This is a genomic window from Indioceanicola profundi, assembly GCF_003568845.1.
In the GTDB taxonomy this organism is placed as follows: Bacteria; Pseudomonadota; Alphaproteobacteria; order Azospirillales; family Azospirillaceae; genus Indioceanicola; species Indioceanicola profundi.
The window spans coordinates 1,462,645-1,488,030 of record NZ_CP030126.1 but is presented as its reverse complement, the minus strand read 5'-3'; the positions used below and the strand labels follow the sequence as shown (position 1 = coordinate 1,488,030).

The following is a 25,386-nucleotide window of genomic DNA, read 5'->3' as shown; positions in this document are numbered from 1 at the left end:
CCGCTAGCGCAACAGCACGCACAGCCGGCCCACGCATCGGACCGCCACGAACACGTCCTTCTGGCCGCTGCAGGCGATCTTGTAGATCGTTTCCGCGTTGCCGCCCTGGGTCCGCTTCAGCACCTCCACCTTCCCGGGCGGGCAATTGGCGTTCCGTGCCACATCCTTCGCCTCCGCCTCCGACGCGTGGGCGGAGGAGCTGGCAAGGGCCAGGGCGGCGAGCAGTAGGGCAGGCAGGGCAGGTTTCATCCAGATCGCACGGAATGGTTGGCGAGGAGTTGTGGCAGGTCTGTCCGGTCGGAAGCAGTATAGCACGTCCCGACGCGCGCTGGGGCGTCGCCGTGCCTGGAAGCCGATGTGACCATTGCCAGGATATTCATCCGGCTGCTCGGGGCGGCGATGCTGCTGGCCATCGCGGCCCTGCTGTATCTCTATCTGATGCCGCTGCCGGAGGACCGTTTCAGCACGCCGGTCTGGATCGGACCGGCCCAGGTCGTGGATGTGGCCGCAGCGGTGGACAAACCGGACCGGGCCCTCCGCATCGAAGACGGGCAAATCGCCGGTACCGTACGGTGGTCTCAGCCGTAATTCCGTTCCATAGAGTGGAAATGAAAAGGGCCGCCCGTCGCCGGGCGGCCCTCCATGCCGATTCTGATCGGTAAGGATCAGACCGAGTAGTACATCTTGTACTCGATCGGGTGCGGGGAGGTCTCGAAGGCGAGGACCTCTTCCATCTTCAGATCGATGTAGCTGTCGATCATGTCCGCAGTGAACACGTCGCCCTTCATCAGGAACTCGCGGTCGGCGTCCAGATTCTCCATCGCTTCGCGCAGCGAACGGCAGACGGTCGGAACCTCCTTCAACTCCTCCGGCGGGAGGTCGTAGAGGTTCTTGTCCATCGCCTCGCCCGGATGGATCTTGTTCTGGATGCCGTCCAGACCGGCCATGAGCTGGGCGGCGAAGGCCAGATAGGGGTTGGCGGCCGGGTCCGGGAAACGGACTTCGACGCGCTTGCCCTTCGGGTTGTTCACGTACGGAATACGGCAGGAGGCCGAGCGGTTGCGGCTGGAGTAGGCCAGCAGCACCGGAGCCTCGTAGCCCGGAACCAGACGCTTGTAGCTGTTGGTCGTCGGGTTGGTGAAGGCGTTCAGGGCGCGGGCATGCTTGATGATGCCGCCGATATAGTACAGCGCCATGTCCGACAGGTCGGCATAGCCAGAGCCGGCGAAGAGCGGCTTGCCGTCCTTCCAGATGGACTGGTGGCAGTGCATGCCCGAACCGTTGTCGCCATAGACCGGCTTCGGCATGAAGGTAGCGGTCTTGCCATAGGCATGGGCGACGTTGTGCACCACGAACTTGTAGAGCTGCATGGCGTCGGCCATCTGCACCAGCGTGCCGAACTTCACGCCCAGCTCATGCTGCGAGGCCGCCACCTCGTGGTGGTGCTTCTCGACGGCGACGCCCATCTCCGCCAGGACGGACACCATCTCGGCGCGGAAGTCCTGGCCGCTGTCGATCGGGGCCACCGGGAAGTAGCCGCCCTTCACCGCCGGACGGTGGGCGAGGTTGCCGCCCTCGTAGTTCTTGGCGGAGGTGTAGGGACCTTCCTCGCTGTCGAACTCGTAGAGGACGCGGTTCATCGAGACGTCGAACTTCACGTCGTCGAACACGAAGAACTCGGCCTCCGGGCCGAAATAGCAGGTGTCGCCGATACCGGCGGCAGCCATGTAGTTCTCCGCCGCCTTGGCGATAGAGCGCGGGTCGCGCTTGTAGGGCTGCCCGGTGGAGGGCTCATAGACGTCGCAGAACACCGTCAGCAGCGGCTGGGCAGCGAACGGGTCCATGACCGCGGTCGAGGCGTCCGGCATGAGGATCATGTCGGACTCGTTGATCGCCTTCCAGCCGGCGATGGACGAGCCGTCGAACATGATGCCGTCGGTGAACATGTCCTCGTCCACCGTGCTGATATGCTGCGCGGTGTGCTGCAGCTTGCCCTTCGGGTCGGTGAAGCGGAGGTCGACGTACTTGACGTCATGCTCCTTGATCAGGTCGAAGAACTTGCTGGTATCAGACATAGCCTCGGTTTCCGTTGGTTTGAGGTTTTGCCGGTGGCGATTGGGACGCCGCAACTGCCGACCGGCTGAGCTGGCAGGCGGACGCCCGGGTGGTGCTACGGGCGGCTCAGGGTGGCCCAGGCTGCTCCACCCCTTGCCGATAAGAAACCCTGGTCCGGTCAGATCGCGTCGGGGCCGCGCTCACCGGTCCGGATACGGATAACCTCGTCGACTGCGGTGACGAAGATCTTGCCATCGCCGATGCGCCCGGTGTGGGCGGCCTGCTGGATGGCTTCGATGGCGCGGTCGACCATGGCGTCGTCCATCACCACTTCTATCTTCACCTTGGGCAGGAAATCCACGACGTATTCGGCGCCGCGATAAAGCTCGGTATGCCCCTTCTGCCGGCCGAAGCCCTTGGCCTCGGTGACAGTGATGCCACGGATGCCGACTTCGTGGAGCGCCTCCTTCACCTCGTCCAGTTTGAACGGCTTGATGATGGCTTCGACTTTCTTCATCGGCTCCAAAAGCTCCCTGTACCGCGCCGGTCGGAGAGGCGCGTGTTCCAAGCGCCTGATCGGCGCGCCCAACGGGGTAAGCATGCGGCATGCCACGGCCTAAAACCAGCGGAGTCCGCGCCTTCTTCCCCGTTCGAGCGTGACTTTGCCGAAATAGCGGGCAAAACACTGCACCTTTTTTCATCACTTGATCGGCGCGAGGGCATGTCGCATAAGGCAGGCTAGCAATCCTGCGCGTTTTCGGCAGGATACGTGGAAGGCAGATCTGCTCTGCCTTTGACGGAACAGACACTTTCAACAGAGGGCTTGACGAGGCAGGGCGGATTGTTGCATACGCTGGCCTCCCGGCGGCGACGGTAGCTCAGTTGGTAGAGCCCTCGGTTGTGGTCCGAGTGGTCGCGGGTTCGAGTCCCGTCCGTCGCCCCATTTTCCCGCTCCGGCGGGGCCGGGACCCCTTCATAAAATATCCCCATCATTGCCCCATGCAGCGCAGGTGACGTTCGCCTGCCGCCACGGCATGATGCCGCCGCTACCACGCATGGGCGCGGCATGGAATGGGGAGCATCGTGACAGATCTGCTGGCCAGGGCGACAAGAGCCGATATCCGCCTGGACCCGTTCCCGCATTTGATCGTGCGGGATGCGCTCCCGCCGGAGGTGTTCGAGCCGCTGCGGGCCGGACGGCCCCGCTTCGCCGACATCGGCTGGAGCGGCGAACCGCCGAGCGGGCAGCGGATGCCCTATTCCGCCTATCAGTTCCAGACGCAGGACCGGTTTCATCCGCTGTGGCGCGAGCTTACGGCGCGCATGTCCTCGTCCGACGTGCTCAGCCGCGTGGTCGATCTTTTCGGGGATCACATGCCGGTCCATGCCCCGGAAGTCTGGGGCTGGGTGGATCGCAACCCGAGCCCGAAAGTCGGGCTGCTGTCCAGGGACGGCTTCGAATCGGTCGATGTGCTGACCGACGCGCGGCTGGAGATCACGACTCCGGTGAAAGGCGCGCCGAAAAGTCACCGCAGGGCGCATCTCGACACCGCAAACCGGCTGTTCACGGGGCTGTTCTATCTGCGCGATGCGGACGACCCGTTGCCGGGCGGCGATCTGGGCCTCTACCGCTGGCGCGCCGCACCGCGGGAGACAGGGCGGTTCGAGATCGGCGAGGATGAGGTGGAACTGGCGGCGGTTGTTCCCTATGCCGCCAACACGCTGGTGCTGTTCCCCAACTCCCGTCACGCGCTGCACGGCGTGATCCCCCGCGGGCCGGGACCGTTCGAGCGGGCCTATCTGTTCTTCACGGCGGAGATCGCATCCGACCTGTGGTGAGGACCCGCCATGGCGCATGAGATTCTGACAGTCGATGAGATGTACCGGGCCGACCGGGCCGCCATGGCCGCCGGCGTACCCGGACCCGAACTGATGGAATCGGCTGGCGCCGCGGTGGCCCATGCCATCCGGGAACGATGGAGTCCATGGCCGGTCGCGGTTCTGTGCGGGCCGGGAAACAATGGCGGCGACGGATTCGTCGCGGCACGCCTTCTGGCAAAGGCTGGATGGCCGGTGCGGCTGGGGCTGCTTGGCAGCACGGAGTCGCTGAAGGGGGACGCCGCCTGGGCGGCCGGAACCTGGACCGGTCCGGTTGAGCCGCTTGGGACGGCTCTGCTGGACGAAGCGGAACTCGTGATCGATGCGCTGTTTGGCGCCGGGCTGTCCCGTCCCTTGGATGGCGTCGCCCTGGGCGTGGTCGAAGAACTGGTCAGGCGCGGAACACCGGTCGTCGCGGTGGATGTGCCCAGCGGCATCCGGGGCGACGATGGCAAGGTGCTGGGGGCCGCGCCGCGGGCTGTCCTTACCGTCACCTTCTTCCGGCACAAGCCGGGGCACCTGCTGCTGCCGGGGCGGGCGCTGTGCGGGGAGTTGGTCGTGGCGGATATCGGCATTCCCGCACGGGTGCTGGACGGAATAGAGCCGCTGTGCCGCCGAAACGATCCGGAACTGTGGGGTGGGCGGTATCCCTGGCCGAGTCTCGGCGGACATAAGTACAGCCGCGGACATGCGGTGATCCTCGGCGGGGAGGTAATGACCGGGGCGGGACGGCTGGCGGCGCGGGCGGCGTTGCGGGTCGGGGCAGGGCTGGCGACCATCGCCGCACCGCCGCCGGCCGTGCAGATTTATGCGCTCTCCATGCCCAGCGTGATCGTGCAGCCTGTAGCCGACAGCGGTGCCTTCGCCGAACTGATCGCCGATCCCCGGCGGAATGCCGTCCTGATTGGCCCCGGAGGAGGCGTGTCGGCGGAGACACGAAGCGCTGTCCGGGCGGCGGTGGAAGCCGGGAAAGCCGGCGTGCTGGATGCGGATGTCTTTGGAAGCTTTGCCGGAGATGCCGAGGCGCTGTTCTCCGGACTTTCCGACCGCTGGCTGCTGACCCCCCATGAGGGGGAGTTCGGCCGCGTCTTCGGCGGCCTGACAGGATCGAAGCTGGAGCGGGCCCGGGCGGCTGCGAGGCGGAGCGGGGCGGTGGTTCTGCTCAAAGGCGCGGACACGGTCGTCGCGCACCCGGACGGGCGGGCGGTGATCAACGACAACGCCCCGCCGGACCTGGCCACCGCCGGCTCCGGCGACGTGCTTGCAGGGATGGCGCTCGGGCTGATTGCGCAGGGGATGAGCGCTTTCGATGCCGCCTGCGCCGCTGCCTGGCTGCATGGAGAGGCCGGGCGGCAGGCGGGACCTGGGCTGATCGCTGAAGATTTGCCGGAAGCATTGCCAGCAGTTCTGCGCAGGCTCAAAGCGCAATAGCGATCGGAAGCAGTTCCCTCCGACCGCAACTGCCTCATTCGCCAGTCTGCCAGTCTCCCGGAATGCACATGCATGCGGTCTTATGCATTTGATCCGCTCCCTATCGACAGCAATCATCGATTCCGCCGTCTCCATGGGACGGCAGTCGCAGATATGGTTATCAAAACCTTGCCCGTGTTCCGAATGCGGGTTAACCTGTTTGCGTAAGTAAATTGGATTAGCCCCAGGAAACAGGGCCTGGGCGGCTACCCCGGAATCGAAAATAACCGGACAGGGGGCGGCAATGGGCATCACGCTGTTCAAGCGTGCCAAGCTGGAGAAACCGGTGGTGCCGGGCTCCGTCTACAGGCGCGTCATCGCGCGGGGCGTCACGGAGACGGCCTATGTGCTTGCCGTGACTGACACGCAGTTCAACATTCCGCATGTCCGCTTCATGGTCCACAACGACCAGTGCCGGGGCGGCGGCGGCGAGGAGGCCGCGGGTGGGGATTTGAGGACGCTGTCGGTGGACAGTTTCCAGCGCCTGTTTCAAGAACAGGTTGCCGACTGATCCCGCGGATTGCCGGCTGCACATCGGGGTAGGGCAGCGGCCCGCTGTTTCCCAGGCGGGCGGGAAGTCTTATACAGGAGTCCAACCTCCACCCATGGCCGGCGCAGATGTGCGGGCCCCGGAAGAAGAGACTCCTGGAAATGCCCGATACCGCCACCCTGCCGAAGATCGGCGACAAGGCCCCGTCCGAGCGGGAGCGCCGTCTGCATCTCTTGAAGGAGCTGGAGCGCAAGGTGCTCTGGCTCAGCACCTGGACAATCCACAATGCCAACCACCTGCGCCCCTCGCGCGACGGGTTGAAGGTCGGCGGCCATCAGGCCTCCAGCGCCTCGCTCGCCAGCATCATGACGGCGCTGTACTTCGACGTGCTGCGCCCGCAGGACCGGGTGGCGGTGAAGCCCCATGCCAGCCCGATCTTCCACGCCATCCAGTACCTGATGGGCCGGCAGAGTCGGGACAAGCTGGAGCGGTTCCGCGCCCTCGGCGGGGCTCAGTCCTATCCGTCCCGGACCAAGGATACGCCGGACGTGGATTTCTCCACCGGCTCCGTCGGCCTCGGCGTGGCGGTCACCGCCTTTGCCAGCATGGTGCAGGACTATGTGCGGCTGAAGGGCATGACCGACCAGCCGGAGGGGCGCATGGTCGCCCTGGTCGGCGATGCCGAGCTGGACGAGGGCAATGTCTTCGAAGCCATGTTGGAGGGCTGGAAGCACGATCTGCGGAACACCTGGTGGATCATCGACTACAACCGCCAGAGCCTGGATTCCGTGGTCTCCGACAAGCTCTGGGTCCCGATCGAGGGCATGTTCCGGTCGCTGGGCTGGAACGTGAACATCATGAAGTACGGCAAGAAGCTGGAGGCCGCGTTCCAGCAGCCGGGCGGCGACGCTTTGCGGGACTGGATCGACAATTGCCCGAACCAGCTCTATTCCGCGCTGACCTTCAAGGGCGGCGCGGCCTGGCGCGAGGCGCTGGTGCGCGATCTCGGCGACACCGGCGGCATCAAGGCCATGCTGGACAGCCATGACGATGCCATGCTGGGCGCGCTGATGACCAATCTGGCCGGGCATGACCTGGAAACGATCCTCGACACCTTCCACGGGGTGGAGAGCGAGCAGCCGGCCTGCTTCATCGCCTACACCGTCAAGGGCATGGGCCTGCCCTTCGCCGGCCACAAGGACAACCATGCCGGCCTGATGAACCTGGACCAGATGGCCGAGTTCAAGCGGCAGTGCGGCCTGAAGGACGGCGAGGAGTGGGAGCGCTTCGCCGGGCTGGGCGTGGACCCGGAGGAGCTGGAGGCGTTCCTGGCGGAGGTGCCCTTCGTCCAGGGCGGTTCCCGCCGGTTGAAGGCGGCTTCCGTGCCGGTGCCGAACCTGCCATCGCCGGGCGGCGACAAGGCCTCCACACAGGAGGGCTTCGGCAAGATCCTGGCGGAACTGGCCAAGTCGGATGCGGAGATCGCGTCGCGCATCGTGACCACCTCGCCGGACGTGACCGTCAGCACCAATCTGGGCGGCTGGGTCAACCGGCGAGGGCTGTTCGACCGGAAGGAGGTCATCGACATCTTCCGGGAGCAGAAGGTGGTCTCCGCCCATCGCTGGCACGGCGCGCCCGACGGCCAGCACATGGAACTCGGCATCGCCGAGCATAATCTGTTCCTGATGCTGGCCGCCCTGGGAATGAGCCACGAGCTGTTCGGCGTGCGGCTGCTGCCGGTGGGCACGCTCTACGACCCCTTCATCATGCGCGGGCTGGACGCCTTCAACTACGCGCTCTACCAGGACGCCCGCTTCATGGTGGTTGCGACCCCCAGCGGCGTCACCCTGGCGCCGGAGGGCGGGGCGCACCAGTCCATCGCCACGCCCCTGATCGGCATGGGCCTGCCCAAGCTGGCCAGCTTCGAACCGGCCTATGTGGATGAGCTTGCGGCCATCATGCGCTGGGGCTTCGAGCATATGCAGGCCGCGGACGGCGGCAGCGTCTATCTGCGTCTCTCCACCCGCAGCATCGAGCAGCCGAAGCGCAAGCTGGATACGGCGGCCGTGATCGATGGCGGCTACTGGGTGCGGGAGCCCTCGCCGGATGCCGACCTCGCCATCGTCTATTGCGGCGCCCTGGCGCCGGAGGCGATGCAGGCTCATGCGGCCCTGCTGGAGGATGTGCCGGGGGCCGGGCTGCTGGCCGTGACCTCGCCGGACCGGCTGCAGGAGGGCTGGAGCGCTGCCCGCGCCGGCCGCCAGGGCGGGCAGGGTGCCGAGAGCCATGTGGAGCGGCTGCTGGGCCGCCTCAGCCCCGATGCAAAGCTGGTCACCGTGATCGACGGTCACCCGGCGGCGCTGTCCTGGCTCGGCGGCGTGCGCGGGCACAAGGTGGCGGCGCTCGGCATCGAAAGCTTCGGCCAGTCGGCGGACATCCAGGACATCTACCGGGTCATGGGGCTGGATGCGGACGGCATTCTGGACGCAGCGGCGCGCGTGCTCCTGGATTGAACGGACGCGGCAGGCGATATCCCAACGTCGCCCTGAACCGGTCGAAGGGCGGGGGAGGGCCGGCGGACTCGGGAATCATATTCCGGCGGCTTATTGATCCATATCGCCCTTGGCGGGAGCCCGTTCCCTTGCTATAGGGACCGCTCCCGCCGGGGTGGCCCTGTTCGGGCCGTTCCGGCATGGGGCGGGCGTGGCGGAACTGGTAGACGCGCCGGATTTAGGTTCCGGTGTCGAAAGACGTGGGGGTTCAAGTCCCTTCGCCCGCACCATGATCGTAACCGCAACCACCGCGCAAGGGATGACCTTGGCGCGGGAGCTCCTGACCGGATTCGCCGGCGGGGCGACCACAGAAGAAGACAGGCACTCCTTCCCATGCAGATCACCGAGACCAGCGCCGCCGGCCTGAGCCGTGAATTCAAGGTCGTCATCCCCGCCACGGACATCGACGCCCGGGTCAACTCCAAGCTGACCGAGATCGGCAAGACCGTGCGCATGCCCGGCTTCCGCCCCGGCAAGGTGCCGATGCCGATCCTGAAGCAGCGCTACGGCCAGTCCGTGATGGGCGAGGTGTTGGAGGGTGCTGTCAATGATAGCCAGGCTCAGGCCATCGAGCAGAACAACCTCCGTCCGGCCCTCCAGCCGAAGGTGGAAGTCACCAGCTTCGAGCCGGGCAAGGACCTGGAATTCTCCATGAAGGTGGAGCTGCTGCCGGAGATCGAGCCGGCCGACCTGTCCGGCGTCGAGATCACCAAGCCGGTGGTCCCCGTCAATGACGAGCAGGTGGACGAGGCGCTGAAGCGTCTGGCCGACAGCCGCAAGCAGAGCGAGAAGGTCGAAGAGGACCGCGCCTCCGCCAATGGCGACATCCTGGTCATCGACTTCGACGGCTCCGTCGACGGCGAGAAGAAGCCCGGCATGAAGGGCGAGGATTACAGCCTGGAGCTGGGCTCCGGCACCTTCATTCCCGGTTTTGAGGACCAGCTCGTCGGCGCCAAGGCGGGCGAGCACAAGACCGTCACCGTGACCTTCCCGGCCGAGTACCATGCCGCCGAGCTGGCCGGTAAGGAGGCTGTGTTCGAGGTCGACGTGAAGGAGCTGCGGGCAACCAAGCCGGCCGAGCTGAACGACGATCTGGCCAAGGGCTTCGGCTTCGATGATCTGGAGAAGCTGCGCGAGGCCATCCGCGAGCGCATCGGCGCCGACTACGGCAACCTTTCCCGCCTGCGTGCCAAGCGCGCCCTGCTGGACAAGCTGGCCGAGCTGCACGATTTCGACGTCCCCGCCGGGATGGTCGACATCGAGTTCAACCAGATATGGAGCCGCCTCCAGCAGGAGCTGCAGTCCGGTCAGGTCGATGAGGAAGACAAGGACAAGGACGAGGAGGAGCTGAAGAAGGAGTATCGCGACATCGCGGTGCGCCGTGTCCGCCTCGGTCTGCTGCTGTCAGAAATCGGCCGCCGCAACAACGTCACCGTCAGCCGTGACGAGTTGAACAAGGCCGTGATCTCCGAGGTGCAGCGCTACCCCGGCCAGGAGCAGCAGGTGTTCGAGTTTTTCAAGAAGAACCCGCAGGCCATCGAGCAGCTCCGCGCCCCGCTGTTCGAGGACAAGGTCGTGGACCACATCCTGTCCAGCGTGAAGGTCAACGAGGTCCCGGTCACGGCCGAGGAGCTGATGAAGGACCCGGAGGAGGAGCAGGCCTGATCCGGTCTTCTTCCCACACTGGGCTGAATTGAATTCGGGGGCGGTGGTCCAAGCGGGTCACCGCCCCTATCTGTTCCGCACCCCGGTACATCCGAGGCATTGTCCGGTCCTTAGTCTTTTGCGTCAATTTCGGTCTGGCGCAACACGGACCTGACCGGCTATGACGTGAGAACGAAACATCCCGACCGGTACGCAGCGGAGCTGAGCGAGGGACATGATCGAGCCGCAGATGAATGCACTGGTTCCGATGGTGGTCGAGCAGACCAACCGGGGCGAGCGCGCCTACGACATCTATTCGCGCCTCCTGAAGGAGCGCATCATCTTCCTGGTGGGCGGCGTCAATGACGCGGTCGCAAGCGTAGTCTGCGCCCAGCTCCTGTTCATGGAGGCGGAGAATCCGAGCAAGGAAATCTCCTTCTACATCAACTCGCCGGGCGGCTACGTGACGGCCGGTCTCGCCATCTATGACACCATGCAGTACATCCGGTCTCCGGTTGCGACGATCTGCATGGGACAGGCGGCCAGCATGGGCGCGCTGTTGCTGGCGGGCGGTGCGCCGGGCCGGCGATTCTCGCTGCCGAACAGCCGGATCATGGTCCACCAGCCCTCGGGCGGCGCCCAGGGGCAGGCGGCGGATATCGAAATCCAGGCGCAGGAAATCCTGCGGATGCGCCAGCGCCTGAATGAGATTTTCCACCACCACACCGGCCAGCCGATGGATGTCATTGAAAAGGCCATGGAGCGCGACAAGTTTATGAGCCCGGAGGAGGCGAAGTCCTTCGGACTTATCGACGACGTGTTCACCCACCGGCCGAGCAGCGAGGGCTGATCTGGACGGTTCGCAGTACCTCCAATGGCGCGGGACACCTCATGAGTTCCGTGCGAAATGGGGGTGGGGCGAACAATCTGTTGATCCCGTCGCTTTCGGTGTTGTTGAATAGGCGGGCAGGGCGTTCGCGCCCGGTTGCCTCGTCGGATCCCAGGGGCGGGATCATGGGTCGGACCGCCGTAAGGCGGAATGGCTTCGGAACCGCCCCAGACTCGTTGGACGCCGGTGGCGTCCGGGCGCACGGGTCGGTGGCCATGCCGGGCCTGTCCGGTTCGTACGCTCCCCGGTGATGTACGGAGCTCATATGACCAAGTCGACCGGCGGCGACTCGAAGAATACTCTTTACTGCTCGTTCTGCGGGAAGAGTCAGCACGAGGTGCGGAAGCTCATTGCCGGCCCAACCGTGTTCATCTGCGATGAATGCGTCGAGCTGTGCATGGACATCATCCGCGAGGAGAACAAGACCACGCTGGTGAAGTCCCGGGACGGCGTACCCTCGCCGCGGGACATCTGTGCCGTACTGGACGACTATGTGATCGGCCAGGAGCATGCGAAGCGGGTGCTCTCAGTCGCCGTACATAACCACTACAAGCGCCTGGCCCACAGTGCGAAGCACAACGACGTGGAGCTGGCCAAGTCCAACATCCTGCTGATCGGTCCGACCGGTTCGGGCAAGACGCTGCTGGCGCAGACGCTCGCCCGCATCATCGATGTGCCCTTCACCATGGCCGACGCCACCACCCTGACGGAGGCGGGCTATGTCGGCGAGGATGTGGAGAACATCATCCTCAAGCTGCTCCAGGCCGCCGATTACAATGTCGAGCGGGCGCAGCGCGGCATCGTCTATATCGACGAGGTCGACAAGATCAGCCGCAAGTCCGACAACCCGTCGATCACCCGCGACGTGTCGGGCGAGGGCGTGCAGCAGGCCTTGCTGAAGATCATGGAGGGCACCGTCGCCTCCGTGCCGCCGCAGGGCGGGCGCAAGCATCCGCAGCAGGAGTTCCTGCAGGTCGACACCACGAATATCCTCTTCATCTGCGGCGGCGCTTTCGCCGGGCTGGAGAAGATCATCGGGGCGCGCGGCAAGGGCACCTCGATGGGCTTCGGCGCGGATGTCCGTGCGCCGGAAGATCGCCGCACCGGTGAAATCCTGCGTGAGGTCGAGCCTGAGGATCTGCTGAAGTTCGGTCTGATCCCCGAATTCGTCGGCCGTCTGCCGGTGGTCGCCACCCTGCACGACCTGGACGAGGATGCGCTGATCGAAATCCTGACCAAGCCGAAGAACGCGCTGGTGAAGCAGTATGCGCGGCTGTTCGAGATGGAGGATGTGAAGCTCGGCATCCATGAGGAGGCTCTGCGCGCCATAGCGCTGAAGGCCATCCAGCGGAAGACCGGCGCCCGCGGCCTCCGCTCGATCATGGAGTCCATCCTGCTGGAACCGATGTACGACCTTCCCGGCCTGCAGGGCGTGGAGGAGATCGTCATCAACAAGGAAGTGGTGGAGGGCCGCGCGAAGCCGCTCTACATCTACTCCGACCGCCGGAGCGAGGCTGCGCCAGGGGCGTAATCGCCGACCCCAGGCCAGTACGTCATCAGGAGGGGCGGCCCGCGCGGGCCGCCCTTTTTGTTTGCGGTGCAACAACTTGCCGGGACTTTCCACCCCTGGGTTAGCCCGTCGGCTCCACCGACACATCCTGTGACATGCGCATTAGGGTCAGTCGGCCTCAGGTCAAGCCCTTGAAGGGGGTGGGGGCGTGTGCCACGTTAGCCATGTAGCCGTCGCCGGAAGCGCCGTGCCCAGATGGGGCGGCCGGATGGACATGGCCCAGAGTGGGCTGATGGCGCGACAAGAAGAGAAGGCACGCAAATATGCTGGATATCCCCCGTGGTGTGCTCTACCCGGTCCTGCCGCTGAGGGACATCGTTGTCTTTCCGCACATGATCGTTCCCCTGTTCGTCGGCCGCGAGAAGTCGGTGAAGGCGCTTGAGGACGTCATGAAGGACGACAAGCAGATCCTGCTTGTTACCCAGAAGAACGCCAGCCAGGACGACCCGAGCCCTGCCGACATCTACACTGTCGGAACCGTGGGCACCGTGCTCCAGCTGTTGAAGCTGCCGGACGGCACCGTGAAGGTGCTCGTCGAGGGCGGCCGGCGCGCCGTGATCTCCAAGTTCGAGGAGAACGAGGAGTTCTTCCAGGCCTATGCCGACGTGATCGAGGAGAAGGTTGGCGAGCAGCAGGAGCAGGAAGCCCTGAGCCGCGCCGTCGTCTCCCAGTTCGAGCAGTACATCAAGCTCAACAAGAAGATTCCGCCCGAGGTGCTGGTCTCGATCAACCAGATCGACGACGCCGGCAAGCTCGCGGACACCATCGCCTCCCACCTCCAGCTCAAGATCGCTGAGAAGCAGCAGCTCCTCGAGACGCCGAGCGTGGCGGAGCGGCTGGAGAAGGTCTACGCCTTCATGGAAGGCGAGATCGGCGTGCTGCAGGTCGAGAAGCGCATCCGCAACCGCGTGAAGCGCCAGATGGAGAAGACCCAGCGCGAGTACTATCTCAACGAACAGCTCAAGGCGATCCAGAAGGAACTGGGCGAGTCCGAGGACGGCAAGGACGAGGTCGCCGAGATCGAGGAGCGCATCGCCAAGACCAAGCTGTCGAAGGAGGCGCGCGAGAAGGCCATGGCGGAGGTCAAGAAGCTCCGCTCCATGAGCCCGATGTCGGCCGAGGCCACGGTGGTTCGCAACTACCTGGACTGGATACTGTCGCTGCCCTGGAAGAAGCGCACCAAGATCAAGAAGGACATCCGCCACGCGGAGGAGATCCTGAACTCCGATCATTTCGGTCTGGAGAAGGTCAAGGAGCGTATCCTCGAGTACCTCGCCGTGCAGCAGCGCATGGACAAGGTGCGCGGCCCCATCCTCTGCCTCGTCGGCCCGCCGGGCGTCGGCAAGACCTCGCTCGGCAAGTCCATGGCCAAGGCCACCGGCCGCAACTTCGTCCGCATGTCGCTGGGCGGCGTTCGTGACGAGGCCGAGGTGCGCGGCCACCGGCGGACCTATATCGGCTCCATGCCGGGCAAGGTCATCCAGGGCATGAAGAAGGCGAAGTCCTCCAACCCGCTCTTCCTCATGGACGAGATCGACAAGCTCGGCGCCGACTGGCGCGGGGACCCGTCGTCCGCCCTGCTGGAGGTTCTGGACCCGGAGCAGAACGGCACCTTCGCCGACCATTACCTGGAGGTGGATTACGACCTTTCCGACGTGATGTTCGTCTGCACAGCCAACACGCTGCGCATGCCGCAGCCGCTGCTGGACCGTATGGAGGTGATCCGCATCGCCGGCTACACCGAGGACGAGAAGGTCGAGATCATCAAGCGGCATATCCTGGACAAGCAGGTGAGGACGCATGGTCTGAAGCCGTCCGAGTTCAGCATCACGGACGACGCGCTCCGCGACCTGATCCGCTACTACACCCGGGAAGCCGGCGTGCGTAACCTCGAGCGCGAGGTCGCCAACCTCACGCGCAAGGCCATCAAGGAGATCCTCATGGAGGGTCATGCCAAGGTGGAGGTCACGCCGGAGAACCTGGAGAAGTATGCCGGCGTCCGCCGCTTCCGCTACGGCGAGGCCGAGGCGGAGGACATGGTGGGCGTGGTCACAGGTCTGGCCTGGACTGAGGTGGGCGGCGAGCTTCTGTCCATCGAGAGCGTGATGCTGCGCGGCAAGGGCCGGGTGGTCACCACCGGTAAGCTGGGCGATGTCATGAAGGAGTCCGTCCAGGCGGCGGAAAGCTATGTCCGGTCCCGCGCTCCGCAGTTCGGCATCAAGCCGACGCTGTTCGAGAAGAAGGACATCCACGTCCACGTTCCGGAAGGGGCAACCCCGAAGGACGGGCCGTCGGCAGGCGTCGCCATGATCACCTCCATCGTTTCCGTGCTGACCGGCATTCCGGTCCGCAAGGACGTGGCGATGACCGGCGAGATCACCCTGCGCGGCCGTGTGCTGCCGATCGGCGGCCTGAAGGAGAAGCTGCTCGCCGCGCTCCGCGGCGGGATCAAGACCGTGCTGATCCCGAAGGACAATGAGAAGGACCTGGCGGACATCCCGGAGAACGTCAAGAAGGGGATGGAGATCGTCCCTGTCTCCGTGGTGGACGAGGTTCTGCAGCGTGCGCTCACCGCCGCTCCGACCCCCATCGAGTGGTCGGAGGCGGAGGAACTGGCCCAAGTGCCCGCAAAAGCTGGGGATGAGGACCGCGACGAGGTGATTCGCCATTGATGTGACGCGCAAAATCGTGTGAATTGAGGTTCCGTCGTAACCCCTTCGGCTAGGGAGTGCGGCGGAACCCGGTTTCACAGCGCGCTACGTCCATGGACGCCGCCTGATCCTTTTCTACCTGGCTTTAGAGGGGGGCCTTAAGTGAACAAGAATGATCTCGTTGCCTCGGTTGCCGAAACTGCCGGCCTGACCAAGGGCGATGCCGGCAAGGCCGTCGACGCTGTGTTCGATGCCATCGCCGGCGCCCTGAAGAAGGGTGACGAAGTTCGTCTGGTCGGTTTCGGGACCTTCGCCGTTGCGGAGCGCGCCGCTTCCGAGGGGCGCAATCCCCGCACCGGCGAGAAGATCTCCATCCCGGCCTCCAAGCAGCCGAAGTTCAAGGCCGGCAAGGGCCTGAAGGACGCGCTGGTCTGAATCGGAAGGGCAGGGTTTGCTGTGGGTGCATCGCACCTTTGGGCAGACCCTGCCGACGGCCCCGGATACACCGGAAATGCGGCCGGATGAATTTCTGTCTTGCGGACGGGTCGCCTGCTGGCGTACCCGTCTTTTTTATCGCCCCGCGGCATCGCCGGACGGGAGCGGGTCGGGCGGTTAGCTCAGGGGTAGAGCTTCGGTTTTACACACCGCGGGTCGGGGGTTCGAATCCCTCACCGCCCACCATCATCCTCCAGTTACATTCAGCCATTCTTGCCATAACCGGTGAGAATCCGCCCATTCGCGTCCTGCGCCTGCCGCCGGCTCCGCTGGATGCATGTCCGGCATAATGCCGTCCGGAAAGCTGTGGAGGAGGGGCCGCCTGTTGCCCGGCCGGCCTATCTGCAACGTGGTCCGGAAATAAATCATTTTCCTGTTTGACAAGCCCGGCTAAGGCCCCTATACAGCGCCCCACCCCACGGCGGTAAGGGGCGGTGCAGCGCACCGCGGACGGTTCGAAAGGCCGGTCCGAGCCGTTGTCGGAAGCAATGCGGGTGTAGCTCAGTTGGTTAGAGCGCCGGCCTGTCACGCCGGAGGCCGCGGGTTCAAGTCCCGTCACTCGCGCCACTTCCGAACCGGGGTAGAAGGTATTCTGCGCGGGTGTAGCTCAGTTGGTTAGAGCGCCGGCCTGTCACGCCGGAGGCCGCGGGTTCAAGTCCCGTCACTCGCGCCACCTTTCAAATCCAATGCGATCCATCAGATCGATGCCCGCCGGCAGTCCGCCGTAGCGGGCGATGTGCTTTTTGCGCCAGCGAAGCGGCCCGCCGGCAACCTCCCGGAAGGCTCCCGCGCCGGGCGGCCATGCATCGCCGCTCCCCCTGCTGCGCCGCCAGGGTTGAGGCATTTCGCGTCCAACCCTCTGATTCCGCGAGGCTCGCGGGGGCATGCCGCAGTGCCACGATAAGGGCGTAATTTGCTTTCCTTGAGGGTGGCGGACGCCTATATTCCCCCGGGCCCCGGAAGGGGTTCTCCGTTCATGAACCGCTGGCTTGGGTGTGCGCGCAGCCGATGGCCGCTCTCACGCCACAGCCGGCCGCAAGGTTTTGACCATGCCGAACCCGCTTCTGAACCCGATGTTGGTCGAGTACCTGCCGATCATCATCTTCCTCGGAATCGCGACCGTGATCGCCCTGCTGATGGTGGTCATGTCCCTGGTCGTGGCGAAGCAGAACCCGGACAGTGAGAAGCTGTCGGCCTATGAGTGCGGATTCGAGCCGTTTGCCGATGCCCGCAGCAAGTTCGACGTCCGCTTCTATCTGGTCGCTATCCTCTTCATCATCTTCGACCTTGAGGTTGCCTTTCTGTTCCCGTGGGCCATATCTCTGGGCGACATCGGGATGTTCGGCTTCTGGTCGATGATGGTCTTCCTCGGCATCCTGACCGTCGGCTTCATCTACGAATGGAAGAAGGGCGCGCTGGAGTGGGAGTGATCCCCTGCCGGACCCGCGATCTTTGCACTCAGGCCGTGAGCAGCCAGTCATGAGCAATCTCATCACCCCCGTCACTTCGAGCCTGCCGCAGGGCGCATCCTCGCCCCTGCCGCCGGGCCCGGCGCAGGACGCCTACATGAAGGCCGTCACCACGGAGATCCAGGACAAGGGGTTCATCGTCGCCAAGTACGATGCGCTGCTGGATTGGGCCCGTACCGGCTCGCTGTGGCCGATGACCTTCGGCCTGGCCTGCTGCGCGGTCGAGATGATCCACGCCTACATGGCGCGCTACGACCTGGACCGCTTCGGCGTGATCCCGCGTCCCAGCCCGCGCCAGTCCGACGTGATGATCGTCGCCGGCACGCTCTGCAACAAGATGGCCCCGGCCCTCCGCAAGGTCTATGACCAGATGGCGGAGCCGCGCTGGGTCATCTCCATGGGCTCCTGCGCCAATGGCGGCGGCTACTACCACTACAGCTACTCGGTGGTGCGCGGTTGCGACCGCGTCGTGCCGGTGGACATCTATGTTCCAGGCTGCCCGCCGACCGCGGAGGCGCTGGTCTACGGCATCCTGCAGCTCCAGAAGAAGATCAAGTCGGGCAACCGCCTGATCCGCACCTAAGCCTGTCCGGCGGGGCCGACGGGCCCCGCGCAGAAGAAGACGCCGCCATCATGAGTGACCAAGCCCTTCAGGAACTCGGCGATCACGTCCAGTCGGCCATCGGCAACGACGTGATCAGCGTGGAGGTGAAGCTCGGTGAGCTGTGCGTGACCGTCGAGCGGCACGCGATCCTCCGGGTTCTCCAGTTCCTGCGTGACGATTCCACCTGCCGGTTCCAGCAGCTCATGGACATCTGCGGCGTGGACTATCCCGACCGCCCGGAGCGGTTCGAGGTGGTCTACAACCTGCTGTCCGTGAAGCACAACAACCGCATCCGGGTGAAGGTCAACACGGATGAGGATTCGGCGGTTCCCTCCGTCGTCGGGCTGTTCCCGGTCGCCGGCTGGTTCGAGCGGGAAGCCTGGGACCTGTTCGGCATCTTCTTCAGCGACAATCCGGACCTGCGCCGTATCCTGACCGACTACGGCTTCGAGGGGCATCCGCTTCGGAAGGACTTCCCGCTGACCGGCTATGTGGAGATCCGCTACGACGACGAGCAGAAGCGCGTCGTCTACGAGCCGGTGCGGCTGACGCAGGATTTCCGCAGCTTCGACTTCCTCTCCCCCTGGGAGGGCATGACCGACGTCCAGTTGCCGGGCGACGAGAAGGCCGTCATTCCGCTGGGCGCGGTGAACCCGACCCAGCAGGAGATGGCGAACAATCCGGCCGCCAAGGCTGTCGCCCACGGCGGCGATGCCGGCGCCACGAACGTGAAGAGCTGAGGAGGCGGCACCATGTCCCAGATCGCCCCGCCGGCCGTCGGCGCCAAGTCCGACGAAACGCAGATCAAACCCTTCACCGTCAATTTCGGACCGCAGCACCCGGCTGCCCACGGCGTGCTGCGCCTGGTCCTGGAGATGGACGGCGAGATCGTGGAGCGCGCTGATCCGCATATCGGCCTGCTGCACCGCGGCACCGAGAAGCTGATCGAGTACAAGACCTATATCCAGGCGCTGCCCTATTTCGACCGGCTGGATTACGTCTCCCCCATGAGCCAGGAGCACACCTTCGTGCTGGCCGTGGAGAAGCTGCTCGGGATCGAGGCGCCGCCGCGCGGTCAGTACATCCGCGTGCTCTATGCCGAGCTCACCCGCATCCTGAACCATCTGCTGAACATCACGACTTTTGCCCTCGACGTCGGCGCCATCACGCCGTCGCTCTGGGGTTTCGAGGAGCGTGAAAAGCTGATGGAGTTCTATGAGCGCGTGTCCGGCGCCCGGCTCCACGCCAACTATTTCCGCGCTGGCGGCGTGCACCAGGATCTGCCGGCCGGTCTGGCCGACGACATTTGGGAATATACCGAGCGTTTTCCGGCCTTCATCGACGATCTGGACAACCTGCTGACCGGCAACCGCGTGTTCAAGCAGCGCACCGTCGATATCGGCGTGGTCAGCTCGGACGATGCGCTGGCCTGGGGCTTCTCCGGTCCGATGCTGCGCGGCTCCAACGTGGCCTGGGACCTGCGCAAGTCGCAGCCCTACGACCGCTATGAAGAGTTCGACTTCGACATTCCCGTCGGCCTGACCGGCGACTGCTGGGCCCGATATCTCGTCCGCATGGAGGAGATGCGCCAGTCCAACCGCATCATGCGCCAGGCGCTGGAGAAGCTGGCCGTCACGCCGGGTCCGGTGATCGTGAACGACCGCAAGGTGGCGCCGCCGCCGCGCGGCGAGATGAAGCGCTCCATGGAGTCGCTGATCCACCACTTCAAGCTCTACACCGAGGGCTACCACGTGCCCGCCGGCGAGACCTACACGGCTACCGAGACGCCGAAGGGCGAACTCGGCGTGTTCCTGGTCGCCGACGGCACCAACCGCCCGTACCGGTGCAAGATCCGGCCCACCGGCTTCTCGCACCTGCAGGCCATGGAGTTCATGTCCAAGGGGCACATGCTCGCCGACAGCGTGGCGATCATCGGTTCCATGGACATCGTGTTCGGAGAGATCGATCGATGAGTGCGACCAACGGCGCTTCCCAGCACGAGCCGGGGTCTTTCGAGTTCACGCCCGAGAACCTGGAACTGGCCAACCGCATCATCGCCAAGTATCCGCCGGGACGCCAGCAGAGCGCGGTGATGCCGCTGCTCGATCTGGCGCAGCGGCAGAACGGCAAGTGGCTGTCCACCGTCGCCATCGACTATGTGGCCGACATGCTGGGCATGCCGCGCATCCGCGCGCATGAGGTCGCGACCTTCTACACGATGTACAACCTGAAGCCGGTGGGTAAGCACTTCGTGCAGGTCTGCACGACGACGCCCTGCTGGCTGCGCGGGTCGGACGACATCGTGCATGCCTGCGAGAAGAAGCTGGGCGTCCGCCTGGGCGAGACCACGCCGGACGGGCAGTTCACCGTGATCGAGGTGGAGTGCCTGGGGGCCTGCGTGAACGCGCCGATGGTGCAGATCAACGACGATTATTACGAGGACCTCACGCCGGAGACGATGGAGAAGGTCCTGGACGCGCTGGCCCGCGGCGAGACCCCGCCGGATGGTCCCCAGAACGGCCGCATCCGGTCCTGCCCGGCGGGCGGACCCACGACGCTGATCGAGCAGGCCAGGCGCGTCGGCGTCAAGCCGGCCGGTCAGGCCTGAGCGAGGGAAGGGAGTAGCGCCATGCTGCGCGATGAAGACCGCATCTTCACCAATCTCTACGGCTTCGAAAGCCCGTTCCTGGATGGCGCCCGCGTGCGCGGCGACTGGGACGGCACCAAGGAGCTGCTGGACCTCGGCCGCGACAAGATCATCGAGCTGGTGAAGGAATCCGGCCTGCGCGGCCGCGGCGGCGCCGGCTTCTCCACCGGCATGAAGTGGTCCTTCATGCCGAAGAAGACGGATGGCGGTCCGGTCTATCTGGTCATCAACGCCGACGAGGGCGAGCCCGGGACCTGCAAGGACCGGGAAATCATGCGCCACGATCCGCACAAGCTGATCGAGGGCTGCCTGATCGCCGGCTTCGCCATCGGCGCCACGGCCTGCTACATCTACATCCGCGGCGAGTTCTACGACGAGGGCGCCAATGTTCAGCGCGCCATCGACGAGGCCTATGAGGCCGGCCTGATCGGCAAGAACGCCTGCGGCTCCGGCTACGATTACGACATCTACCTGCACCGCGGCGCCGGCGCCTATATCTGCGGTGAGGAAACGGCGCTGATCGAAAGCCTTGAAGGCAAGAAGGGCCAGCCGCGCAACAAGCCGCCATTCCCGGCCATGGCCGGCCTCTACAGCCGTCCGACCACCGTGAACAATGTCGAATCCATCGCGGTGGTCCCGACCATCCTGCGCCGCGGCGCCTCCTGGTTCGCCAATCTGGGCCGGCCCAAGAACAGCGGCACCAAGCTGTTCAGCGTGTCGGGCCATGTCAACCAGCCCTGCACCGTGGAAGAGGAGATGGGCATCCCGCTGCGCGAGCTCATCGACAAGCATTGCGGCGGTGTGCGCGGCGGCTGGGACAACCTCCTGGCGGTGATCCCCGGCGGCTCCTCCGTGCCGGTGCTGCCGAAGGAGACCTGCGACACGGTGCTGATGGACTTCGACTCGCTGCGCGAGGTGCGGTCTGGTCTCGGCACCGCGGCCGTCATCGTGATGGACCGCTCCACGGACATCGTGAAGGCCATCGCCCGGCTGTCGAAGTTCTACATGCATGAGAGCTGCGGCCAGTGCACCCCGTGCCGTGAGGGCACCGGCTGGATGTACAGGGTCATGCAGCGGATGGTGAAGGGCCAGGCGCGCGTCGAGGAGATCGACATGCTGCTGGACGTCACCAAGGAGATCGAAGGCCACACGATCTGCGCCCTGGGCGACGCGGCCGCTTGGCCGATCCAGGGTCTGATCCGCCATTTCCGGCCGGAGATGGAGCGCCGAATCATGGATTACCGCAGCCGCGCCGACCGCGGCGGCGTGCCGATGGCCGCCGAGTAAGGGCGGGAGGACCGAAATGCCAAAGTTGACCATCAACGGTACCGAGATCGAAGTTGCGCCCGGCACTTCCGTGCTGCAGGCCTGCGAGCAGCTCGGCATCGAGGTTCCGCGCTTCTGCTACCATGAGCGCCTGTCCGTTCCCGCCAACTGCCGCATGTGCCTCGTCGAGGTGGAGCGCAGCCCGAAGCCGGTGGCGAGCTGCGCCATGCCGTGCGGCGAGGGCATGGTGGTGAAGACCGACACGGAGCTGGTCCACAAGGCCCGCAAGGGCGTGATGGAGTTCCTGCTGATCAACCACCCGCTGGACTGCCCGATCTGCGACCAGGGCGGCGAGTGCGATCTGCAGGACCAGGCCGTCGCCTATGGCTTCGACCGCGGCCGCTTCTCCGAGAACAAGCGGGCCGTGCGGGACAAGAACATGGGTCCCCTGATCAAAACGATCATGACCCGCTGCATCCATTGCACCCGCTGCATCCGCTTCATGGATGAGATCGCCGGCGTGAATGCGCTGGGGGCCGTTTATCGCGGCGAGCACATGGAGATCACCAGCTACCTTGAGCAGGGCATCGATTCGGAGATGTCGGGCAATCTGGTCGATGTCTGCCCGGTTGGCGCGCTGACCAGCAAGCCCTACGCCTTCACCGCCCGCCCTTGGGAGCTGCGGAAGACCGAAACCATCGACGTCATGGACGCGGTCGGCTCCAACATCCGCGTCGACACCCGCGGCCCCGAGGTGATGCGCGTCCTTCCCCGCCTGAACGAGGCGGTGAACGAGGAATGGATCGCCGACAAGACCCGCTATTCCCACGACGGCCTCAAGCGCCAGCGGCTGGACCGCCCCTATGTACGGGGCGAGGACGGTAAGCTGAAGCCGGTGAGCTGGGGCGATGCCTTCGCGACCATCAAGGCGCGGCTGGCCGGAGTTTCCGGCAACCGGATCGCGGCGCTGGCAGGCGACACGGTCGACGTCGAGTCGACCCTGGCGTTGAAGGAGCTGATGACCGCTCTGGGCAGCGCGAACCTGGAATGCCGGCAGGACGGCGCCAGGTTCGACGTGACCAACCGCAGCGGCTACATCTTCAACACCACCATCGCCGGGCTGGACCAGGCCGATCTGGTGCTGCTGATCGGCAGCAATCCCCGCTGGGAAGCGCCGCTTGTCAATGCCCGCATCCGCAAGGCCTATCTGGCCGGCAAGATCAAGACCGTGGCCAATGTCGGCCCGGCCTTCGACCTCACCTACCCGGTCACCCAGCTCGGCGCAACCGGTTCGGTGCTGGCGGAACTGGCGGCCGGAACGCACGCCTTCTGCGATGAGCTGAAGGCGGCGAAGAACCCGGTCATCATCCTCGGCATGGGCGCGCTGAAGCGGCCGGACGGCATGGCGGTCCAGGCCGCCGTGGCGAAGCTGGCCGAGAGCTGCAACGTGGTCCGCGAGGACTGGAACGGCTTCAATCTGCTGCACACCGCCGCCGGTCGCGTCGGCGCGCTGGAAGTCGGCTTCGTGCCGGGGCAGGGCGGGCTCGACCTGGAAGGCATCCTGGCCGGCTGCCGGTCCGGTGAGATCGAGGTGGTCTACCTGCTTGCCGCCGACGAGATCCCGGCCGAGAAGCTGGGCAACGCGTTCGTGATCTACCAGGGCCACCATGGCGACCGCGGCGCGCACCGCGCCGACGTGATCCTGCCGGGCGCGGCCTATACCGAGAAGAATGCCACCTACGTGAACACCGAGGGCCGCGCTCAGCACGCGCGACTCGCGACGTTCCCGTTGGGCGAGGCGCGCGAGGATTGGAAGATCGTCCGCGCCCTGTCGGCCGAACTGGGGCATGTGCTGCCCTACGACACGCTGTCCCAGCTCCGCCAGCGGCTGGCGAAGATCAGCCCGGTCTTTGCGGCCGTGGACAGCGTGGTGCAGGCCGGCTGGACCCCGCTTTCCGCGACGGTGAACGTTGAGCCCGCAGCGTTTGCGCCGGCGATCGAAAACTATTACATGACCGACCCGATCAGCCGCGTCTCCCCGACGATGGCGAAGTGCACCGAGGCGTTCGTGAAGCCGGCCGCGCCGGCCATCGCGGCGGAGTAAGCGACGATGGTTGAGCTCTGGAACGACATCCCCCTGGTCATCCGAATCATCGTGTCGATCGTCGCGATCGTCGTTCCGGTGATTGTCGGCATGGCGATGCTGACCTGGTTCGAGCGCAAGGTCATGGGCGCCATGCAGCTCCGCCAGGGTCCGCAGCTCGTCGGCCCCTTCGGTCTGCTGCAGCCCTTCGCGGACGGCATCAAGCTGCTCCAGAAGGAAACCATCGTCCCGGCCGGCGCCAACCGGATCGTCTTCCTGGGCGCGCCGATGCTGACCTTCCTGCTGGCTCTGGTGGCCTGGGCGGTGATCCCGTTCGGGGCCGGGCTGGTGCTGGCCGACATCAATGTCGGCATCCTCTACCTGTTCGCCATCAGCTCCATGGGCGTCTACGGCGTCATCATGGCGGGCTGGGCGTCCAACTCCAAATACGCCTTCCTGGGCGCGCTGCGCTCGGCCGCGCAGATGGTGAGCTACGAGGTCTCCATCGGCCTCGTCATCATCACCGTGCTGCTCTGCGTCGGTTCGCTCAATCTCTCGGCCATCGTGATGGCGCAGGAGGACCTCTGGTTCTTCATCCCGCTCTTCCCGATGTTCATCATCTTCTTCATCTCGGCCCTGGCCGAGACGAACCGCGCGCCCTTCGACCTGCCGGAAGGCGAGTCGGAACTGGTCGGCGGCTTCCACACGGAATACTCGTCGATGGCCTTCGCCCTGTTCTTCCTGGGCGAGTACATCAACATGATCGTGATCAGCGCGATCACGACCGTTCTGTTCCTTGGCGGATGGCTGCCCCCGTTCGACTTCTTGTCGTTCATCCCTGGGCCGCTGTGGTTCATCCTGAAGATCGTGTTCTGCCTGTTCGTGTTCGTATGGGTGCGCGCCACGCTGCCGCGCTACCGGTACGACCAGCTCATGCGTCTGGGCTGGAAGGTGTTCCTGCCGTTCTCCCTGCTCTGGGTGGTTCTGACGGCGGGCGTGCTGGTGGCCTTCGACTGGCTGCCGACGTAAGAACGACTGTTTTTTCGGATGCCGGCCGGTGGCGCGGAGGGCGCGCCACCGGCCGGAACGCGCAGGGGCCCAGGGTCCCGCGCGAGAAATGGAGGCAATAGCATGGCCCTGCTCGATCGCACCGCGCGCGGCCTGTTCCTGTGGGAGCTGGTCCAGGGTCTGTCCCTGACGCTGCGCTACTTCTTCAGGCCCAAGGTCACGCTGAACTATCCCTTCGAGAAGGGACCGATCAGCCCGCGCTTCCGCGGGGAGCACGTGCTGCGACGCTACCCCAACGGGGAAGAGCGCTGCATCGCCTGCAAGCTGTGCGAAGCGGTCTGCCCGGCGCTGGCCATCACCATCGAAGCGGAACCGCGCGAGGACGGCTCGCGGCGAACCACCCGCTACGACATCGACATGACGAAGTGCATCTACTGCGGTCTCTGCCAGGAGGCCTGCCCGGTGGACGCCATCGTCGAAGGTCCGAACTTCGAGTTCGCCACCGAAACCCGCGAGGAGCTTTTCTATAACAAGGAGAAGCTCCTGGCGAACGGCGACCGCTGGGAGGCGCAGATCGCCTCCAACATTGCAGCGGACGCCCCGTACCGCTAAAAA

General features: G+C 65.2%; 22 protein-coding genes and 5 tRNA genes. 24 read left to right on the top strand and 3 right to left on the bottom strand.

The genetic code is table 11. From position 1 onward, the window contains the following. Positions 1 to 3: 3 nt before the first annotated feature. On the bottom strand, positions 4 to 249 hold the full coding sequence (locus DOL89_RS07095) for a hypothetical protein (protein ID WP_119678501.1): 246 nt from the start codon (positions 247 to 249) through the stop codon (positions 4 to 6). Between the two features lie 108 nt (positions 250 to 357). On the opposite strand from DOL89_RS07095, the gene DOL89_RS07090 reads away from it, so the two are divergent. Then, positions 358 to 588, top strand: coding sequence for a hypothetical protein (locus DOL89_RS07090; protein WP_119678500.1), 231 nt, complete (start codon positions 358 to 360; stop codon positions 586 to 588). Between the two features lie 77 nt (positions 589 to 665). Here DOL89_RS07090 and glnA read toward each other — a convergent pair whose 3' ends face one another. Both glnA and DOL89_RS07080 read right to left on the bottom strand, forming a co-directional pair. Beyond that, entirely contained in the window at positions 666 to 2,075 is a 1,410-nt protein-coding gene (gene glnA, locus DOL89_RS07085) for a type I glutamate--ammonia ligase (protein WP_119678499.1), read from the bottom strand. A gap of 158 nt (positions 2,076 to 2,233) precedes the next feature. Further along, positions 2,234 to 2,572: a P-II family nitrogen regulator gene (locus tag DOL89_RS07080; RefSeq protein ID WP_119678498.1), complete on the bottom strand. Its 339-nt coding sequence runs from the start codon at positions 2,570 to 2,572 to the stop codon at positions 2,234 to 2,236. Positions 2,573 to 2,922: 350 nt separating this feature from the next. Between DOL89_RS07080 and DOL89_RS07075 the strand changes: the two genes are divergently transcribed. From DOL89_RS07075 to nuoI, 23 genes are all read left to right on the top strand, one after another. Then, positions 2,923 to 2,998: transfer RNA gene (locus DOL89_RS07075), tRNA-His, on the top strand. 140 nt (positions 2,999 to 3,138) lie between these two features. Further along, positions 3,139 to 3,894 (top strand): 2OG-Fe(II) oxygenase, encoded by a 756-nt coding sequence (locus DOL89_RS07070; protein ID WP_162937370.1) that lies wholly within the window; start codon positions 3,139 to 3,141, stop codon positions 3,892 to 3,894. Between the two features lie 9 nt (positions 3,895 to 3,903). Then, a complete protein-coding gene (locus DOL89_RS07065) occupies positions 3,904 to 5,364 on the top strand; it encodes an NAD(P)H-hydrate dehydratase (protein ID WP_119678496.1) in 1,461 nt (486 codons plus the stop codon). Between the two features lie 283 nt (positions 5,365 to 5,647). Continuing rightward, complete coding sequence (locus DOL89_RS07060) at positions 5,648 to 5,914, top strand: hypothetical protein (RefSeq protein ID WP_119678495.1); 267 nt, start codon at positions 5,648 to 5,650, stop codon at positions 5,912 to 5,914. A 140-nt stretch (positions 5,915 to 6,054) separates the two neighbouring features. Continuing rightward, complete coding sequence (locus DOL89_RS07055; RefSeq protein ID WP_119678494.1) at positions 6,055 to 8,406, top strand: 1-deoxy-D-xylulose-5-phosphate synthase N-terminal domain-containing protein; 2,352 nt, start codon at positions 6,055 to 6,057, stop codon at positions 8,404 to 8,406. Between the two features lie 184 nt (positions 8,407 to 8,590). Next, positions 8,591 to 8,675: transfer RNA gene (locus DOL89_RS07050), tRNA-Leu, on the top strand. 103 nt (positions 8,676 to 8,778) lie between these two features. Next, positions 8,779 to 10,110, top strand: coding sequence for a trigger factor (gene tig / locus DOL89_RS07045; RefSeq protein WP_119678493.1), 1,332 nt, complete (start codon positions 8,779 to 8,781; stop codon positions 10,108 to 10,110). A 214-nt stretch (positions 10,111 to 10,324) separates the two neighbouring features. Next, positions 10,325 to 10,939 carry an ATP-dependent Clp endopeptidase proteolytic subunit ClpP gene (clpP, locus tag DOL89_RS07040; protein ID WP_119678492.1) on the top strand — a complete coding sequence of 205 codons (615 nt, stop codon included), beginning with the start codon at positions 10,325 to 10,327 and terminating at the stop codon, positions 10,937 to 10,939. Between the two features lie 304 nt (positions 10,940 to 11,243). Then, positions 11,244 to 12,509 (top strand): ATP-dependent Clp protease ATP-binding subunit ClpX, encoded by a 1,266-nt coding sequence (gene clpX, locus DOL89_RS07035; protein ID WP_119678491.1) that lies wholly within the window; start codon positions 11,244 to 11,246, stop codon positions 12,507 to 12,509. Between the two features lie 302 nt (positions 12,510 to 12,811). After that, the gene (gene lon / locus DOL89_RS07030) at positions 12,812 to 15,220 is read left to right on the top strand and encodes an endopeptidase La (protein WP_119678490.1); all 2,409 of its coding nucleotides are present in this window, start codon (positions 12,812 to 12,814) and stop codon (positions 15,218 to 15,220) included. A gap of 141 nt (positions 15,221 to 15,361) precedes the next feature. Continuing rightward, positions 15,362 to 15,634, top strand: coding sequence for an HU family DNA-binding protein (locus DOL89_RS07025; RefSeq protein WP_119678489.1), 273 nt, complete (start codon positions 15,362 to 15,364; stop codon positions 15,632 to 15,634). Positions 15,635 to 15,805: 171 nt separating this feature from the next. Next, a tRNA-Val gene (locus DOL89_RS07020) sits at positions 15,806 to 15,880 on the top strand. A gap of 304 nt (positions 15,881 to 16,184) precedes the next feature. Next, positions 16,185 to 16,261, top strand: a tRNA-Asp gene (locus DOL89_RS07015). Between the two features lie 29 nt (positions 16,262 to 16,290). Continuing rightward, positions 16,291 to 16,367 (top strand) — tRNA-Asp (locus tag DOL89_RS07010). A gap of 376 nt (positions 16,368 to 16,743) precedes the next feature. Beyond that, positions 16,744 to 17,124 (top strand): NADH-quinone oxidoreductase subunit A, encoded by a 381-nt coding sequence (locus tag DOL89_RS07000; RefSeq protein WP_404813484.1) that lies wholly within the window; start codon positions 16,744 to 16,746, stop codon positions 17,122 to 17,124. A 49-nt stretch (positions 17,125 to 17,173) separates the two neighbouring features. After that, a complete protein-coding gene (locus DOL89_RS06995; RefSeq protein ID WP_119678487.1) occupies positions 17,174 to 17,746 on the top strand; it encodes a NuoB/complex I 20 kDa subunit family protein in 573 nt (190 codons plus the stop codon). Between the two features lie 50 nt (positions 17,747 to 17,796). After that, the gene (locus DOL89_RS06990) at positions 17,797 to 18,507 is read left to right on the top strand and encodes an NADH-quinone oxidoreductase subunit C (RefSeq protein WP_119678486.1); all 711 of its coding nucleotides are present in this window, start codon (positions 17,797 to 17,799) and stop codon (positions 18,505 to 18,507) included. Positions 18,508 to 18,519: 12 nt separating this feature from the next. Beyond that, positions 18,520 to 19,740 carry an NADH-quinone oxidoreductase subunit D gene (locus DOL89_RS06985; protein ID WP_119678485.1) on the top strand — a complete coding sequence of 407 codons (1,221 nt, stop codon included), beginning with the start codon at positions 18,520 to 18,522 and terminating at the stop codon, positions 19,738 to 19,740. After that, positions 19,737 to 20,375 carry an NADH-quinone oxidoreductase subunit NuoE gene (gene nuoE, locus DOL89_RS06980; RefSeq protein ID WP_119678484.1) on the top strand — a complete coding sequence of 213 codons (639 nt, stop codon included), beginning with the start codon at positions 19,737 to 19,739 and terminating at the stop codon, positions 20,373 to 20,375. The genes DOL89_RS06985 and nuoE overlap by 4 nt, the downstream gene beginning before the upstream one ends. 21 nt (positions 20,376 to 20,396) lie before the next feature. Beyond that, complete coding sequence (nuoF, locus tag DOL89_RS06975) at positions 20,397 to 21,701, top strand: NADH-quinone oxidoreductase subunit NuoF (protein WP_119678483.1); 1,305 nt, start codon at positions 20,397 to 20,399, stop codon at positions 21,699 to 21,701. A 16-nt stretch (positions 21,702 to 21,717) separates the two neighbouring features. Continuing rightward, on the top strand, positions 21,718 to 23,784 hold the full coding sequence (gene nuoG, locus DOL89_RS06970; RefSeq protein ID WP_119678482.1) for an NADH-quinone oxidoreductase subunit NuoG: 2,067 nt from the start codon (positions 21,718 to 21,720) through the stop codon (positions 23,782 to 23,784). A 6-nt stretch (positions 23,785 to 23,790) separates the two neighbouring features. Continuing rightward, the gene (nuoH, locus tag DOL89_RS06965) at positions 23,791 to 24,792 is read left to right on the top strand and encodes an NADH-quinone oxidoreductase subunit NuoH (RefSeq protein WP_119678481.1); all 1,002 of its coding nucleotides are present in this window, start codon (positions 23,791 to 23,793) and stop codon (positions 24,790 to 24,792) included. Positions 24,793 to 24,894: 102 nt separating this feature from the next. After that, positions 24,895 to 25,383 (top strand): NADH-quinone oxidoreductase subunit NuoI, encoded by a 489-nt coding sequence (gene nuoI, locus DOL89_RS06960; RefSeq protein WP_119678480.1) that lies wholly within the window; start codon positions 24,895 to 24,897, stop codon positions 25,381 to 25,383. Positions 25,384 to 25,386: the final 3 nt, after the last annotated feature.